The organism is endosymbiont of Ridgeia piscesae (assembly GCF_001443665.1).
Classification (GTDB): domain Bacteria; phylum Pseudomonadota; class Gammaproteobacteria; order Chromatiales; family Chromatiaceae; genus Endoriftia; species Endoriftia persephonae.
The window spans coordinates 169,383-184,324 of the sequence record NZ_KQ557116.1 but is presented as its reverse complement, the minus strand read 5'-3'; the positions used below and the strand labels follow the sequence as shown (position 1 = coordinate 184,324).

Below are 14,942 nucleotides of genomic sequence, written 5' to 3'. Positions count from 1 at the left end.
TTACATGATCCGTTTCAGGCGGCCGGGGCCTCGAGCGGAATCTCCAGGTAGAAGCGTACCCCCTTGCCCAGACTGCTCTGGCACTCGATGCCCCCCCAACGGGCCGGTCACCAGATTGTGGACAATGTGCATCCCCAGGCCGGTGTTGCCTTGGCCGCGGGCGGTGGTGAAGAAGGGCTCGTAGAGCCGGGTCAGATCGGCCTCGCTGATGCCCCGCCCATCATCGCGGTAGTCGATCAGCAGCCGCTCCCCAGATTGCTCGGCGCTGATCTGCAGATGCCCATGTTCACCCTCAGTGAAAGCGTGTTCGAGTGAGTTGGTAATCAGATTGGTGATCACCTGGGAGAGGGCGCCGGGATAGCTGTCGAGGGTGATCTCCGCGGCACAGTCGAGCGTGGCAGCGTGGCCGCTCTTTTTCAGCCGCGGCCGCAGGCTCAACAGCACCTCCTGCAGATAGCTGCAGAGTTCGAATTCACGGCGCGCCTCTTGGCTCTGATCACTCGCCACCTGACGGAAACTACGCACCTGCTGGGCCGCTCGCTGCAGATTGCTCACCAGGATACGGCAGCTCTCCTCGGTCATCTCAAGAAACGACTCCAACTCACGGCGCGTCATCTGTTGCTCGGCGTAGCGTTGCTGCAGCCCGCGGAGCGCCTCCTGCAGATAGCTGGCGGCGGTCACGCTGATCCCCACCGGAGTGTTGATCTCATGGGCCACCCCTGCCACCAGGCTACCCAGCGCGGCCATCTTCTCAGCGTGAATCAGCTGGTCGCGGGATGCCTCCAACTCACGGGTGCGCTCGATGACCCGCGCCTCAAGGTTCTCTCGCGCCTGCAACAGAGCCTGCTCCGCCTCTTTCTCGGCGCTCATATCGAAATGCACCGAGAGGTATTGATAGGGTTTTCCTCTGTCATTCAGGAAAGGGACGATGGTGGTGTCAACCCAGTAGTAGCCACCCAGTTTGTTGCGGTTCTTTAGCACCCCATGCCAGACCCGACCGGCGGCGATGGTGCGCCACATCTCACGGAACAGCTCCGGAGGATGTTCATCCGACTTGACGATATTGTGCTTGGCGCCGATCAGCTCATCGGAAGAGTAGTGAGAGACGTCGCAGAAACGCTGATTCACATAGATGATCCGGCCGGTGACATCAGTGGCGGAAACGATCGCCGACTGGTCGAGGGCAAACTTCTGCTCCTGCAGCGCCCTCTGCGAGGTCTGGATCTCATCGAGCAACCGGTTGAAACCCGCGTAGAGTTGGCCGAACTCATTCCGCTCGTCGGTGCTGGCGCGCAGATCGAGATTTCCCACCTCACTCATCTCGTCCATCAACGCGGCCAGATGCAGCAATGGCCGGGAGAAGATACCCTGCATCAGAAACGCCAACCCCGCCGCAATCAACAGCAGCACCGGGGTCAGCAGGGCAAACCCCTGCAGCTGGCGCTCCACCCATTGATCCAGCGATTCGGTGGAGAGGCAGAGGTAGAGCGTACCCAGCGCCAGTCCCTGAAATTGCACTCGGGTGAAGAGCCGGATATCACCCTGCTCAAATGCAATCTGCTCCCCCTGTGGCGAGGCCGGCGGCGCCAACTCCAGACTGTCGGGGCGTTGATACTGGAATACCGCCTTACCCTGCCGATCAAACAGCACCGCCTGACGCACCTCGGTGAAGGCCTGCAGTGCAGTGACTGTATCCACCGCCGCATCGGTGGAGTCGAGCATCAGGATCTTGGCGAAGCTCTGGCTCATCGATTGGGCCAGTACCAGAGCACTCTCCTGGGCCGCGCGGCGCAATGCCGCGATATCCCAGTAGATGACAAACAGGCCACCAATATGCAGCGTGAGAAGCACCGCCAGTAGAATTACCAGAGTCAGCTTCTGACGGATCGGTAGGCGTGACAACCAACGTCGCCCCCTCCCGGCAGGTAGCGACTGGCTAGTGCGCGCCATCCCCATCCCGTTCGATCGGCAGGGTCGAGTCATTACTCCATTCGAACCAGGCACCATCATAGGCGGCGGCCTCATAACCCAGCTGGCGTAGCACAAAATAGGTCAGCGCCGACTGTTTGCCCCTGTTGCAGTAGGTGATGATCCGCTTGTTCTGGCCAATGCCGGCATAGAGCGCCCGCAGCTCGCTGAGGGGTTTGAGTTTCGGCTGACCATCCACCCGCTCATAGTTGGCATCCCAGGGGATGTTGATCGCCGTGGGAATGTGGCCAAAGCGCTTTGCCCCACTCACCTCGCCGGCGAACTCCTCCGGCGTGCGCGCATCGATCAGCACGATCTCTGGGTTGTCGATCGCCAGCCGGGTCGAGAGTTTACTGGCAATCCGTTGTGGATCGGCGGTAGGGATGAAACGACGCGCCTGCGGCTGACTTGCCTCGAAGCTGATCGCCTTCCCGCTCGCAAGCCAGGACTCATAGCCTCCATCCTTCAGGGCCACCCGACCATGTCCATGCATCTCCAGAATCCAGATCAGGCGAGCGGCATCGATGAAGTTGCCGCTGTCGTAGACCACCAGCTGCTGACTGACATCAATGCCGGCAGTGCTGAAGACGCGCTGGATGGTGCTAGTGGGCGCCATCAGGTCGGAACGAGGATCAAGGCCGAAGATCGAGTTGACGGGCAGGTTGACCGCCCCCGGGAGATGTCCCTGCTGGTAGGCCTGGGGCTCTCGCACATCCAGAATCAGCAGCTCGGTCTGCCCCGATCGACCGCTCAGCCACTCATCATCTACCAGTCGTACTGACTGATCGGCGGCCCGGGCCGGCAACAGCAGCCAGGGCACCATGAAAAGCAGCAGGCCGAGTCGTCGCATTAGGGGCCTTACTCCGTATGGCTGAACGGGGTATAGGCCGGGTTTACATCATCCTGGTAGCGTTCGCGAATCACGAGAAACTCGTCGAGATTCTGCAGCAGGATATCGGTGATCCGCGGATCGAAGTGCCGACTGCGCTGCTCGCTGAAATAGTCAATGATCTGCTCTAGCGGCCACGCCTGCTTGTAGCAGCGATCGCTGCCGAGAGCATCAAACACATCGGCCACTGCGGTGAGACGACCATAGAGGTGGATCGTTTCGCCGCTGGCACCAGCCGGATAGCCGCTACCGTCCCACTTCTCCTGGTGGTCCCGAGCGATGATCGCGGCCGACTTGAGGATCGGCCGTGAAGAGCCTTTCAGCATCTCATGACCGATGCGGGCGTGGCTCTTCATGATCTCGAACTCTTCAGGTGTCAGGCGGCCGGGTTTGTTGAGGATCTGATCGGGGATCGCGATCTTGCCGATGTCGTGCAGTGGCGCTGCCAGCTTCACTTGCTCGACCTCTGTCGGTTCGAGCCCCCAATGGTGCGCCAGCAGGCCGACATACTCAGCCACCCGGCGCACATGGTTGCCGGTCTCGCGGGAGCGGAACTCGGCCACCGTACCGAGCATGAAGACGATCTCCCGCTGGGTGTCCTCGATCTCGTGGTAGAGGTTGACGTTCTCATAGGCCACTGAGGCGCTGGAGCAGAATAGCTTCACCAGATTCAGGGCGCTGCTGCCGATCCCATCACATCCGGTCACAAAGACCACCCCGTTGCCCTGCTTGCAGCCATCGAAACGGAACACGTAGCTGCCATCCTGATGCAGCAGATGGTCTGATTGCAGGCTGCGCCGCAACAGTGTGAGATCCTCCGGCTCCAGCACCTGGTCGACACACTGGCCCTGCTTGGCCTCGAAACTCCCCACCCCGACCAAGATCCGCAGCAGGCTCTCATCCTCTTCACAGGGGGGGCCGGCAATAAAGCCGGAGACCACACTGATGAAGGCATCCTGATCGAGTCCCAGCACCGATACTACCTGCATCAGCAGACCGCTGAGGAAGCGGTCCAGGTCGCGAATCTGGATGATTGAGGCGGTGGAGGCCACCACCCGCTCCAAGCCACGCCGGTTCTGCTCCAGGCTGATGATATCGTGGTAGGAACGCAGCGCCGCATAGAGACTGGTGGTCAGCTTCTGCGCGGTGAGTTCGGTCTTCTCCTTGTAGTCGTTGATGTCATACTGCTCGACCACCCGCGCCTCGGGGGCCTGGCCCGGCTGGCCGGTGCGCAGGATGATGCGCACAAAACGGTTGCCCAGCTGCTCGCGGATGTGGCTGACCAGGGCCAGCCCAGCGTCATCTGCCTCCATCACCACATCGAGCAGGATCACCGCCGTGTCGGGGTGTTCATCCAGCAGTGCGCGGGCATCGGCAGCAGAGTAGGCGTGCAGAAATTCGAGGCGGCGTTGATGGAAGCGGAAATCGCGCAGCGCCAGCAGGGTGACATCGTGCACTCCGCGCTCATCGTCGACGATCAACACCTTCCAGGGTGGATTGTGCTGGCCGCTCTCCACCAGCTCCTGCTGCACCTCATCCTGCGCAAAGATCAGTTCATCCCTGTCCTCAGGAGTCGCAACATCATCCCCGGAACTCTCGGTCATTTAGTGAAATTGCTCGGTTGTGATCTATCTGGTGACTATAGCAGTCTAGCCAGGGTAGACATCGGCCAACCGCTGATAGAGATCCTCAGAGAAACTAGGGCTGTCGGCATCAATCGTGGCGAGCAACTCCGCCAGATGCTCGTTGTCCTCACGGCCCTGCCAGACCTTGATATAGCTGCCCTCTTTGTAGCCGTGGTCCTGGCGGAAGAAGTTGAGTACGTTCTTGCCCACGTAGGTCTTGAACAGCTTGTCGAAGTCGAGCTCAGCGAGCTGCATCATCGCAGCGAACAGGCGGATATCGGCAGAGCGGCTAGCAATCGAGCGTTGCGCCATCTGCTCGATCGACTCACGGAAGTCGTCGCACTCGGTCGGCTCGGCCAGCGCAACTTGGGTCTGTGCTGCGATCTGCTCGGGACTGTCGCCACGCATCAGGAGGTCGCTCAGAGCAAAGTGCCAGATATCGACCAGCTCCAGATGGACCTGCTCCATATCCGGTTTCTGATGTTTCCACCACTTCCAGCCGTAGTGGTCGAGCATCTCGGCGCACTCGGTCCAGATCGCCCGGTACCAGGGCAGGTTCGCGGCGCGCCACTGCGGGTTGACCCGTGCGTTCATCGCCGCCTGCAGGTCGAGCATGGTAAGGATCTTTTGCTGCATAATTTTGTTTCTTCTGTCTGGGTGATAGGGGACCTCGAGCCTACTGCAACAGATCGTCGAGGATCTCCACCGTAGTCTCGACAAAGGCAGGGCACTCCGTCTTGAAGAGGTCCAGAGCCTTGGCTTCCAGATACTGCTGCGGGATGCTCAGGTCATGCTGTAGCAGATCGCGGCAGAGGGTCGAGCCGTGGCGCTCACTGAAACGTCGTTGCAGCTCGGCCACCGCGTCGTAGGTTGCCTCCTTGGCGAGCTTGTCGGTGCGATCCGGCGAACCATTCTCCAGCCCCAACACCAGCGCTGCGCCGGTCAGCGCACCACAGGTGCCACCCATGCGCCCCAGGCCGCCGCCCAACCCAGCGGCGATACGCATCGCCACTGTCTGCTCCAGACCGTAGCGATCGGCATAGCTGCTCAGCACCGCCTGGGAGCAGGAGCAGCCATCACAGAATCGTTCAACCGACTCTTCAGCCGCATTACTCATCGCGCTTCTCCTCTCTGTTAGAATCAGGATTCTATCTTTTTTTGTGGCCTTTCTCGCCCTTTGCCGGGCGGTCGTGGCCAACCAATTTTGCTAAACTAGGGCGCTCATTTGGCTTGCACCGCAGTATCGCTATGTCTCTGTTAGGCACTCTATTCAATCTGAAAGGCACCTTCCGCCACGGCGTACACCCAGATCCGCACAAGCAGCAGACGGTGGATCTGCGCATCCAGCGGGTGCCGTTTAGCGAACGCTATGTGATGCCGCTGGGGCAACACATCGGGGTGCCGGCCAAGCCGGTGGTGGAGAAGGGGCAGAGCCTCACTCGCGGCGAGCTGATCGCCGAACCCGGCGCCTTCATGTCGACCGCGCTACACAGCCCGGTCACTGGCCGGGTGACGGCGATCGAGGCCTGCCGGTATACCGACGGCAGCTTCAAGCCGGCCATTGTGATTGAGGCCGATCCTTATGCCACCCAGCAGTTTCAGCCACAGCCACCGGTTGACTGGGAGTCACTCTCCATCGATGAGTTTATCCAACAGGTGCAGCGCGCCGGCATCGTCGGCATGGGCGGCGCGGCCTTCCCGGCCCATGTTAAATTCTCGATCCCCGAGGGCCAGCGCATCGACAACGTCTTGATCAACGGTGCCGAGTGCGAACCCTATCTGACCAACGACCACCGCCTGATGGTGGAACGCCCAGCGGCAGTGATCCGCGGCGCTGAGATCGTGCGCCGCAAGCTCGGCGCCCGTCGCGCCACCATCGGTGTGGAGGACAATAAGCCCGATGCCATCGCGACCCTGCAGGCGGAGCTGGGAGACGAGCCGATCGATGTCGTTGGCCTGCCGATGAAGTATCCGCAGGGCGCGGAGAAGATGCTGATCAAGGCGATCTACGGTATCGAGGTGCCGGCTGGCCAGCTGCCGCGGGACTGCGGCATCGTGGTCAACAACGTGGGTACGGTGGTCGCCATCGCAGACTGGTTCGACAGCGGTATGCCGCTGATCGAGCGGGTGGTGACCGTCTCCGGCCCCGGCATCAACTATCCGGCCAATCTGATCGTGCCGCTTGGCACACCGCTGCGCGATCTACTCAAGTTCTGCGGCGGCCTGAGCGACGACACCCGTGAGGTGATCTCCGGCGGGCCGATGATGGGCGCGCCGATCGCCAGCCTTGATGTGCCGGTACTGAAGGGTACCTCGGGGGTGCTCGCCTTCACCGAATCAGAGACCAGCCGCCCGCGCGAATACCCCTGCATCCACTGCGGCCGCTGCTTGGATGCCTGCCCCTACTTTCTCAATCCATCGCGTTTCGCCCGCCTCGCCAAGGCGCGGCTCTACGACGAGATGAAGGAGATCAATGTGCTCGACTGTGTGGAGTGTGGCGCCTGCACCTTTGCCTGCCCCTCATCGATCCCTATCGTGCAGCACATCCGCACTGCCAAGGATAATCTGCGCCACCAGCACCGCAGGAGTCATAGCGAATGAAGCCGCCACGCGACCCAAAACTGCTGGTGCAGCCAGCGCCGCTGCTAGCCCAGGGGATGACCACCCCGAGCGCGATGCGCGATGTCTGGTATGCGCTGCTGCCCGCCACCCTGGCTGGGCTCTGGTTCTTTGGCCTCAGCGCCTTGCTGGTGCTGCTCGCCTGCATCGCCGGTGCGGTGATGGTCGAGTGGGTGTTCACCCCGGCAGAATCGCGCAAGGTAGCACTGGGCGATGGCAGTGCCGCGCTCACCGGGCTGCTGCTGGGACTGACCCTGCCGCCGGCGCTGCCGCTCTGGCAGGCGTTCCTCGGCGGGATGGTGGCGATCGGTCTAGGCAAGGTGATCTGGGGCGGACTGGGCAACAACCTGTTCAATCCAGCACTGGTGGGACGCGCCTTCCTGCTCGGCACCTTCCCCATCGCCATGACCACCTGGTACCCGGCTCAGGGCCCTGAGCACTTCTTCGACCTCTACTCCAGCACCTTCGCTGCGCTGCTGATGCAGGGGACCTGGGACAGCCTCACCACCGCCAGCCCGCTCGGCATGATGAAATTTGAGCACCAATCCAGCGAGTTCTGGTCACTGTTCATCGGCAACACCGCCGGCTCGCTGGGCGAGACTAGTGGCCTGTTGCTGATGCTCGGCGGGCTCTGGCTCTGGTGGCGACGCGATCTCGACTGGCGTATTCCGGTCAGCATCTTTGTCACCGCCGGACTCTTCTCTTTGATCCTTTTTATGGTCGATAGCACACGCTTCCCCAGCCCGCTGTTTACGCTGTTTTCCGGCGGCATGATGCTGGGGGCGATCTACATGGCCACCGACCCGGTGACCTCACCACTGTCACCGAAAGGCTTGCTTATCTTCGGTACCGGCATCGGCTTTCTGGTGGTGTTAATCCGGGTCTTCGGCGGCATGCCGGAGGGGATGATGTACGCGATCCTGCTGATGAACTCGGCGACGCCGCTGATCGACCGTTACACTCAACCACGGGTCTTTGGTCGGGGAGTGGAGCGTTCATGAGTATGCAGCAGCAGACACCACAGGTGGCCGAACCCAGCCCACAGAAACTAGCGCTTTCGGTCGCCTTTGCCGGGCTGATCTCGGGGCTGGTGATCATCAGCATCTTTGAGGCAACCCTACCGACCATCACCGCCAACAAGGCGGCGGAGCTGAAGGCGGCGGTGTTCAAGGTGCTGCCCGGCGTGGCCAGCATGAAGAAGCTGCAATACAGCGACGGCGGGCTGAGCGAACGCACCCAGGAGGGCGCCGACGAGGATACGGTCTACGGCGGCTACAATCAGCAGGGCGATCTGGTCGGTTATGCGGTGGCCGGTGAGGGGCCGGGCTTTCAGGACACCATCAAGCTGCTCTACGGCTATCTGCCGGAGCAACGCAAGATCGTTGGCATGGAGATCCTGGATAGCCGTGAGACCCCAGGCCTGGGCGACAAGATCTTTAAGGACAAGGACTTCGTTGCCAACTTCGATGGCTTGGCGGTGGACCCGCAGATCAAGGCGGTGAAGAAGGGCAGCAAATCGGCGCCCTACGAGATCGATGCAATCACTGGTGCAACCATCTCCTCCAAGGCGGTGGTGCGTATCATCAACGGGGCCCACGCCAAGTGGGATAAACGTTTGTAGGTCTGCCTTTAGGCGGATATGTCCGGCTCAAACCGGATCTACAGCTGTTACCTTTAGGTTAAAGAGTTATGGCCATTTCAGGAAAAGACGCCTCCGCCTACGATGAGATGATCAAGGGCATCTGGCGCGACAACCCGGTATTCGTGCAGGTGCTGGGGATGTGCCCGATGCTGGCGGTGACCAACTCGGCAATCAACGCCATGACGATGGGGCTGGCGACACTGTTTGTGCTGGTCGGCTCCAGCGCACTGGTTTCGCTGTTTCGCAACTTGATCCCGAAACAGGTGCGGATCTCCCTCTATATCATCATCATCGCCACCTTTGTCACGGTGATCGACTACACTCTGCTGGCGCTGGTGCCGGCGATCCACAAAGAGCTGGGGGCCTTTATCCCGCTGATCGTCGCCAACTGCATGATCCTTGGTCGCCAGGAGGCGTTCGCTGGCAAGCACAGCGTGCGATTTGCGGTGATGGATGCGATCGGCATGGCCGGTGGCTTCCTGTTCGCGATGCTGGTGCTGGGCAGCATCCGTGAGATCCTCGGCAGCGGCTCGTTGTTTGGCGTCGGCCTGCTCGGTGTCAACTTCGATCCTTGGGTGATCATGATCCTGCCGCCCGGCGGCTTCCTAACTCTGGGATTGATCCTGCTCTTCTTCAACTGGGTCACCGCGCGGCGCCGGCAGTTCCTGGAACAGGTGGTGGCGACTGAGCGGGGGAACGTCTGATGCAAGATCTGATCTGGATATTCGTCGGCGCAATGCTGGTCAACAACTTCGTGCTCGCCTACTTCCTTGGCCTTTGTCCCTTTCTGGGCGTCTCCGGCAGGCTCGAGACCTCCTTCCGGCTGGGTCTGGCAACCACCTTCGTGCTGCTGATCACCGCCATCTGCTCTTGGTTTCTTAACACCTATGTACTGATCTACGCCCCCTATCTGCGACTGATCAGTTTCATCGTGGTAATCGCCTCCACCGTGCAGTTCATCGAGATGGCGATCAAGAAGCTCAGCCCAGCCCTGTTTAAGGCGCTGGGTATCTTCCTGCCGCTGATCACCACCAACTGCGCCATCCTCGGTCTGGCGATCTTCGCCACCAACCGCGGCTATGGTTTTCTCGAAGGGGTAACCTTTGCTCTTGGTGCCGGTGCCGGCTTCACCTTGGCGATGGTACTAATGGCCGGGATGCGCGAAGAGACAGAGATCGTCGATGTGCCGGTGCTGATCCGCGGCACCGCCATTAACCTGATCATCGCCGGCATCCTTTCGATGGCCTTCATGGGCTTTGCCGGTCTGTTCAGCTCATCCTGAGGGGATCTCATTATGTGGACCCATCTATTAGCACTGCTTGGCCTCGCCGCACTCTGCGGCAGCTGGATCATATTCCAGGATTGGCTGAAGCGACAGGACCCCAGCTATCGGGGCTATAAGGCAGGCTGCGGCGCCTGCGGTAACGGCGCCTGCGAATCGGAACAGGGCAGCTGTTCACCCCCCGCAACACAGATCAAACTGCCACCGCGAAAATAACCTTAGGCGCGCCTCACCGATCCAGCCACCGAATCGCCGCCGGATGGCGTAACCGCATGCGCAAACCGTCCTTGCCGGGGTAGAGCCAGCCGCGCACTTCCAGCGGTCGCCCTGCCAGCAACTCCGGTTTGAAATCGCCAAAATAGGGCAGCTCATCATTGTGGACCCACAGCTCCACCCCTCCCTGAAGATCTATCCAGATTCTGTCACGCTCCCTCTTGGCACGCGCCACCAGCCCTCGCAACAGATAAAAACCACGTTCCCGGGCCCTCAGGCGACTGACGTCGAGGGGAAAATCTGAGCCTTTCCAGAGCCCTCTGCCCACAGCCCGGGCCTCTGCCTCCGCTTGGCCATAGCAGTCGAGGTTTTGGAGATTTGGCGGGATGGCGATCTGCAGACCGACTCCGGCAGCAAGCAGGCGCTCGGTAAGGTTTTCGCCGTCGGCATTATAGAGGTGAGCCAGGTGGCGATGGTAACGGTCCTGCTGCTCTTCACCTGGCCTCAGGTAGATACGCTGAGCAGAGGCCTCAAGCAAGCTTTGCAGCAGCCGTCGCGCTGCCCTAGCACCCGTCTCGTCGGTCCTGCCCTGGCGACCAATCTCGGGTGTGTTGATGCCGATCAGACGGATACGCCGGCCATCTTTAAGCTCAAGGGTATCGCCATCGAAGACCTTCGCCACTTTAACCTGCGGAGTGGGCGACTCGAATGACTGGCAGCTAGCCGCGACAAAAGAGGGGAGAAGAAAAAACAGCAGGCACAGAAAAAGCCCCACCAAGAGGGGCCCTCTGCAGACCATCATCAAAAAACCGGGGTGTCCTGTGCGATTTTTCGACCGCGGAGCGCCCCAGCTGAGGTCTAACGGCCGTATTTTCTGCGAAACTTGTCTACCCGGCCAGCGGTATCGAGAATCTTCTGCTTGCCGGTAAAGAAAGGATGGCAGGCGGAGCAAACTTCCACATGAAGCTCTTCCTTACCCAGAGTGGAATGCGTGGTGAATTCACTTCCGCAACTACAAACGACCTTGACTTCCTCGTATCGAGGATGGATATCCGCTTTCATGTCAGACCCATTCAGAAAACTATGATTTACCGCCAGTCTGGCGGAGAAGGCGCGCAATAATATAAGAAATGGCTAGACTTGGCAAGGCCCTGTTAACCATCACCCAACGATGGGGGGAAATTGAGAATCTTGGCGCTCGGCTCGGGAGGCGGGATCTCACCTTCATTCCAGCACCGTTGCAGTTGCTCGAGACGATCCAGCAGGCCATTGCTACCGGCCAGGCGCGCCCACATCATACGCGATATGCGTACACAGGCGCTCAGCGGCGTTCCATTTCGACGCTCCTGGTCTATGCGCCACTGCAGGCTGCGCAACTGTTTCTGGCGCTCCTGCGGGGCCTGACTGATCAGGTTTTCGATAGCCTCCTGACGCAGCTGTTCGAAGCCCTCCGGGTCAGCCGCGGCAGTCGAGCACATGGCATCAAAGTCCATCTTGTCGAGTCGTGTCTTCTTCATTCGGAATAAACCGATTACTTTTCTGCACATTACCATCGAATCTTGCCGGCTGTCGCAGAATCATTTTCCTATGGGGCATAACTCTGAGGAACTACGCACTTCGGGAATTAATAGCGTAAGCGCTGCATCCCCTCTTAATCCCGGGAACCCAGTAACGGCTCGCCGCTTTCTGCCCAGACAGGTGATTTTATTTGATCAAGCCGGAGAAGACATATTTCTCCAGCCGGCGTCTTACCCTTTAGATACTCAGCCCCCTGCTTTGCAAATAGATCGATAGGTTTCACCTTTATCGATCTTTCAGTGCCACCTTCATCTAACCAAACTAACTCTATATATCTCATTTTCAATGCGGCAAATTCGTACTGCTCATGCAACATACAGGGGATAGGTTTATAGGCTTTCATACATTGACCCCTTTAATTTAAGCAATTATATGCTATTAAATTAATTGTCTTACTTCCCCAATTATTAATTACGTCGTAGAATCACTTTTCTATTTAACTTTGGAGTTGGCAAACAGATGGCAACAAAAACAGAAAAAGAGATTGAAGCATTATCCACGCGACTTGAAAAACTAAAAGCACAGCAGGCAAAAGAGGAGCAGCAGAAACAGGCGCTGGAAACGACCCAGCAGTCTATTCTCGACATTCTGCAACAAGCCGGCCTGAGCTTGGATGACTTTATTATTCACAACATCAAGGTCGCACGCAGGGTAGTAGCCCGCCTCGATAAGGCGCAGAAAAAAGGCGAGGAGTCGAAGCAGGTCGTCACGGTGAAAAAGAAAACGGTGAAGAAACGCCGCCGTGTTCGCGCCAAAGCCAAACCAGGCATCAAGATCCCTGCGGGCCGTTATGACAATCTGCCCGACAACCCGGATCAGATTATCGTAGTGAAAGAGAAAGGCCCCCGCCCCAAGGTGCTCAAGGCATATGCGGAGGAGATCGGGCTGGATAACTTCCTTGAAAAATGCCGCATAGAGGAATAAGGCAGTAGTCTACCGACCATTGGCGCTATAATCCGGCTCGCCCAGCGCCAGCCCGGCCTGCTTGCAGAGCAAGAGATCACTCTCAACGGCTCTGCAACGGCCGGGTCACTCTCCAGCTTCTGCCAGCGCCGCAACGCCTCCCTCGTCGAGAATCTTCAGGCTTTTACGTCTGATCTCGATCAACCCCTTGCGCTCCAGGCTCTTGAGAAAGCGGGTAATGGTTTCTGGCGCCAGGCCAAGAAAGTTGCCGATATCGACCCGTGACATTGGCAGGTTGAACTCCGAACCGGAAAAGCCCCGCCCCACAAGCCGCCGGGAGAGATTGAGCAGAAAGGCCGCTACACGCCCCTCGGCAGACTGACGAATCAGCTCCGCCGTCAGGGAATATTGGAATGCCACCTCTCCACTCAGCATCGAGATAATCGCCTGCTGCACCCGCTCCTTATCATCAAGCAGTGCATTCAGCCGGTCGAGGCGCAACTCACAGATATGACTCACCTCCAAAGCGCGCACGGTAAACGGGTAACGCGCCTGGGCAATACCTTCCACCCCCATCAACTCTCCCGGCAGGTGAAAGCCAATGATTTGATCTGCCGAGTGGCTGGACGGCAACAGCGTTTTAAATGCGCCCGACTTGACAGAAAAGATGGAGAAAAACGGCATTCCAACCCGGAATAGGGTCTCCCCTTTGGCAACTGCGCGATTCGCCAACAGGATCTCGTCAACTGCAACCGAGTCATTTGTACCGTAATCAACCAGTGCACAAAGTGGATCCAGTCCGCAACTGCTGCACTCAACAGCAGCATCACCGCCCCAGCATTGGGACATCTCACAAAAGAGTGTGGGTTGTTTGGTCTGTGAGTTCATTGCTCGCTTAGTTTGCCAATCAAAAGAGAAACCATTTAACTATCGGGTATTTATAGCCTGATAATCAGCCGGCGACAGTCTAGCATCCGTCCATCTGAAAAGTGCCTGTGCTATCACAGTGGACAACCAGTGAACGACCTTTTCACTGACATATATCAGTAGTTTACAAAATAAACCAGCCTACTGCGGAGTAAATATCGCGAGCAGATCATTGAGAAAGGCATGCCCTCGGACACTGGGGCGAATCTGTTCACCGGACCGCAACAGCAACTCCCGGGCTTGGGCAGTTGCCAGCGCCTCGTCCAACTGCCGTCGGGATAATCCGCTTCGCGTCTCAAATTGCGACAGTGAAAAACCCTCATTCAGGCGCAGCGCGTTCATCATGAACTCCAGCAGCCGGTCATCTCTCTCCAGCCAACGCTCCCCCTGAACTGCGCCAGCCCCGCATGCAGCAACAAGATAGGCCTGCGGATGACGCTGCTTCCAGTTGCGTAGAATCTTCCCGTCCGCCAGCGTGAGCTTGCCGTGCGCGCCAGCACCGATACCGATGTAGTCACCAAAGCACCAGTAGTTGAGATTATGCCGACAGCGCTCGCCAGGGCGCGCATAGGCCGAGATCTCATACTGGAGATAACCCGCCTCAGCCAGACGAGTCTGCCCCTGGGAGTGAATCTCCCAGATCAGCTCATCATCAGGCAGCGCTGGTGGAAACTGATGGAAGTGGGTGTTGGGCTCCAAGGTCAGCTGATAGTAGGAGATATGGCCAGGATCGAGCTGCAACGCGATGCTCAGATCCTCTGCTGCTGAGGCCAACGTCTGTCCCGGCAGACCGAACATCAGATCCAGATTGATGCGGCTGAAACCCGCTTGCCGGGCCCGCTCCACCGCCAGCATCGCCTGATCCGGATCATGGATGCGCCCCAGCGCTTGCAGTCTGGCAGTATCGAAGCTCTGCACCCCGACCGAGAGCCGATTCACCCCCGCATCTCGATAGCCACTAAAGTTGTCCGCCTCCAGGGTGCCTGGATTCGCCTCCAGGGTGATCTCCAGCTCCGGCTCAGTTTCAACCCGCGCCATCACTCCAGCCAACAGTGCAGCTATCGACCCCGGTGAGAAGAGGCTGGGGGTACCACCACCGATGAAGATTGAATGGAGTGGCCGCCCACTCGTTTGCTTCATATCCTGCTCCAGATCGGCCAGTAGCGCATCGATATAGGGCGGCTCATCCAGCGCCTCCCTCACCTGATGGGAATTGAAGTCGCAATAGGGGCACTTGCGAACGCACCAGGGGATGTGGATGTAAAGAGAGAGCGGTGGCAGCGAGTCGATCATGCT

General features: G+C 59.0%; 17 protein-coding genes. 6 read left to right on the top strand and 11 right to left on the bottom strand.

The window, feature by feature from the left end; translation table 11 throughout:
* The 5 genes from Ga0074115_RS02040 to Ga0074115_RS02020 are packed head-to-tail and all read right to left on the bottom strand — an operon-like array spanning position 1 to position 5,599.
* A complete protein-coding gene (locus Ga0074115_RS02040) occupies positions 1–1,950 on the bottom strand; it encodes an ATP-binding protein (protein ID WP_232432852.1) in 1,950 nt (649 codons plus the stop codon).
* Complete coding sequence (locus Ga0074115_RS02035) at positions 1,937–2,818, bottom strand: sulfurtransferase (protein ID WP_060528152.1); 882 nt, start codon at positions 2,816–2,818, stop codon at positions 1,937–1,939. The genes Ga0074115_RS02040 and Ga0074115_RS02035 overlap by 14 nt, the downstream gene beginning before the upstream one ends.
* An 8-nt stretch (positions 2,819–2,826) precedes the next feature.
* Entirely contained in the window at positions 2,827–4,461 is a 1,635-nt protein-coding gene (locus Ga0074115_RS02030; RefSeq protein ID WP_057955759.1) for a DUF3369 domain-containing protein, read from the bottom strand.
* Between the two features lie 45 nt (positions 4,462–4,506).
* Positions 4,507–5,118: a dUTP diphosphatase gene (locus Ga0074115_RS02025; protein WP_057955758.1), complete on the bottom strand. Its 612-nt coding sequence runs from the start codon at positions 5,116–5,118 to the stop codon at positions 4,507–4,509.
* A gap of 40 nt (positions 5,119–5,158) precedes the next feature.
* The gene (locus Ga0074115_RS02020) at positions 5,159–5,599 is read right to left on the bottom strand and encodes a C-GCAxxG-C-C family protein (RefSeq protein WP_057955757.1); all 441 of its coding nucleotides are present in this window, start codon (positions 5,597–5,599) and stop codon (positions 5,159–5,161) included.
* A gap of 131 nt (positions 5,600–5,730) precedes the next feature.
* On the opposite strand from Ga0074115_RS02020, the gene rsxC reads away from it, so the two are divergent.
* The 5 genes from rsxC (at position 5,731) to Ga0074115_RS01995 (ending at position 10,025) form a co-directional block, all read left to right on the top strand.
* Positions 5,731–7,083 carry an electron transport complex subunit RsxC gene (gene rsxC / locus Ga0074115_RS02015; protein ID WP_057955756.1) on the top strand — a complete coding sequence of 451 codons (1,353 nt, stop codon included), beginning with the start codon at positions 5,731–5,733 and terminating at the stop codon, positions 7,081–7,083.
* Positions 7,080–8,102, top strand: a complete 1,023-nt coding sequence (locus Ga0074115_RS02010) for an RnfABCDGE type electron transport complex subunit D (protein WP_057955755.1) — start codon at positions 7,080–7,082, stop codon at positions 8,100–8,102. Before rsxC ends, Ga0074115_RS02010 begins: the two co-directional genes overlap by 4 nt.
* Positions 8,099–8,722 carry an RnfABCDGE type electron transport complex subunit G gene (locus tag Ga0074115_RS02005; RefSeq protein WP_006475011.1) on the top strand — a complete coding sequence of 208 codons (624 nt, stop codon included), beginning with the start codon at positions 8,099–8,101 and terminating at the stop codon, positions 8,720–8,722. Before Ga0074115_RS02010 ends, Ga0074115_RS02005 begins: the two co-directional genes overlap by 4 nt.
* Positions 8,723–8,790: 68 nt before the next feature.
* Positions 8,791–9,447: an electron transport complex subunit RsxE gene (rsxE, locus tag Ga0074115_RS02000; RefSeq protein ID WP_057955754.1), complete on the top strand. Its 657-nt coding sequence runs from the start codon at positions 8,791–8,793 to the stop codon at positions 9,445–9,447.
* Complete coding sequence (locus Ga0074115_RS01995) at positions 9,447–10,025, top strand: electron transport complex protein RnfA (protein WP_057955753.1); 579 nt, start codon at positions 9,447–9,449, stop codon at positions 10,023–10,025. Before rsxE ends, Ga0074115_RS01995 begins: the two co-directional genes overlap by 1 nt.
* A 229-nt stretch (positions 10,026–10,254) precedes the next feature.
* On the opposite strand, the gene Ga0074115_RS01985 is transcribed toward Ga0074115_RS01995, so the two are convergent.
* The 4 genes from Ga0074115_RS01985 to Ga0074115_RS01975 form a co-directional block, all read right to left on the bottom strand.
* Positions 10,255–10,920 (bottom strand): thermonuclease family protein, encoded by a 666-nt coding sequence (locus tag Ga0074115_RS01985; RefSeq protein WP_057955769.1) that lies wholly within the window; start codon positions 10,918–10,920, stop codon positions 10,255–10,257.
* 176 nt (positions 10,921–11,096) lie between these two features.
* Entirely contained in the window at positions 11,097–11,300 is a 204-nt protein-coding gene (gene rpmE, locus Ga0074115_RS15620; protein WP_006475008.1) for a 50S ribosomal protein L31, read from the bottom strand.
* Between the two features lie 92 nt (positions 11,301–11,392).
* Positions 11,393–11,755 carry a DUF3135 domain-containing protein gene (locus Ga0074115_RS01980; protein ID WP_057955750.1) on the bottom strand — a complete coding sequence of 121 codons (363 nt, stop codon included), beginning with the start codon at positions 11,753–11,755 and terminating at the stop codon, positions 11,393–11,395.
* A gap of 134 nt (positions 11,756–11,889) precedes the next feature.
* Positions 11,890–12,159: a WYL domain-containing protein gene (locus tag Ga0074115_RS01975; protein ID WP_157292608.1), complete on the bottom strand. Its 270-nt coding sequence runs from the start codon at positions 12,157–12,159 to the stop codon at positions 11,890–11,892.
* Positions 12,160–12,275: 116 nt separating this feature from the next.
* On the opposite strand from Ga0074115_RS01975, the gene Ga0074115_RS01970 reads away from it, so the two are divergent.
* Positions 12,276–12,740, top strand: coding sequence for a hypothetical protein (locus Ga0074115_RS01970; RefSeq protein WP_060528151.1), 465 nt, complete (start codon positions 12,276–12,278; stop codon positions 12,738–12,740).
* 105 nt (positions 12,741–12,845) lie between these two features.
* On the opposite strand, the gene Ga0074115_RS01965 is transcribed toward Ga0074115_RS01970, so the two are convergent.
* Positions 12,846–13,451: a helix-turn-helix domain-containing protein gene (locus Ga0074115_RS01965; RefSeq protein WP_158294675.1), complete on the bottom strand. Its 606-nt coding sequence runs from the start codon at positions 13,449–13,451 to the stop codon at positions 12,846–12,848.
* Between the two features lie 336 nt (positions 13,452–13,787).
* Complete coding sequence (gene hemW / locus Ga0074115_RS01960) at positions 13,788–14,939, bottom strand: radical SAM family heme chaperone HemW (protein WP_060528165.1); 1,152 nt, start codon at positions 14,937–14,939, stop codon at positions 13,788–13,790.
* Between the last annotated feature and the right edge of the window lie 3 nt (positions 14,940–14,942).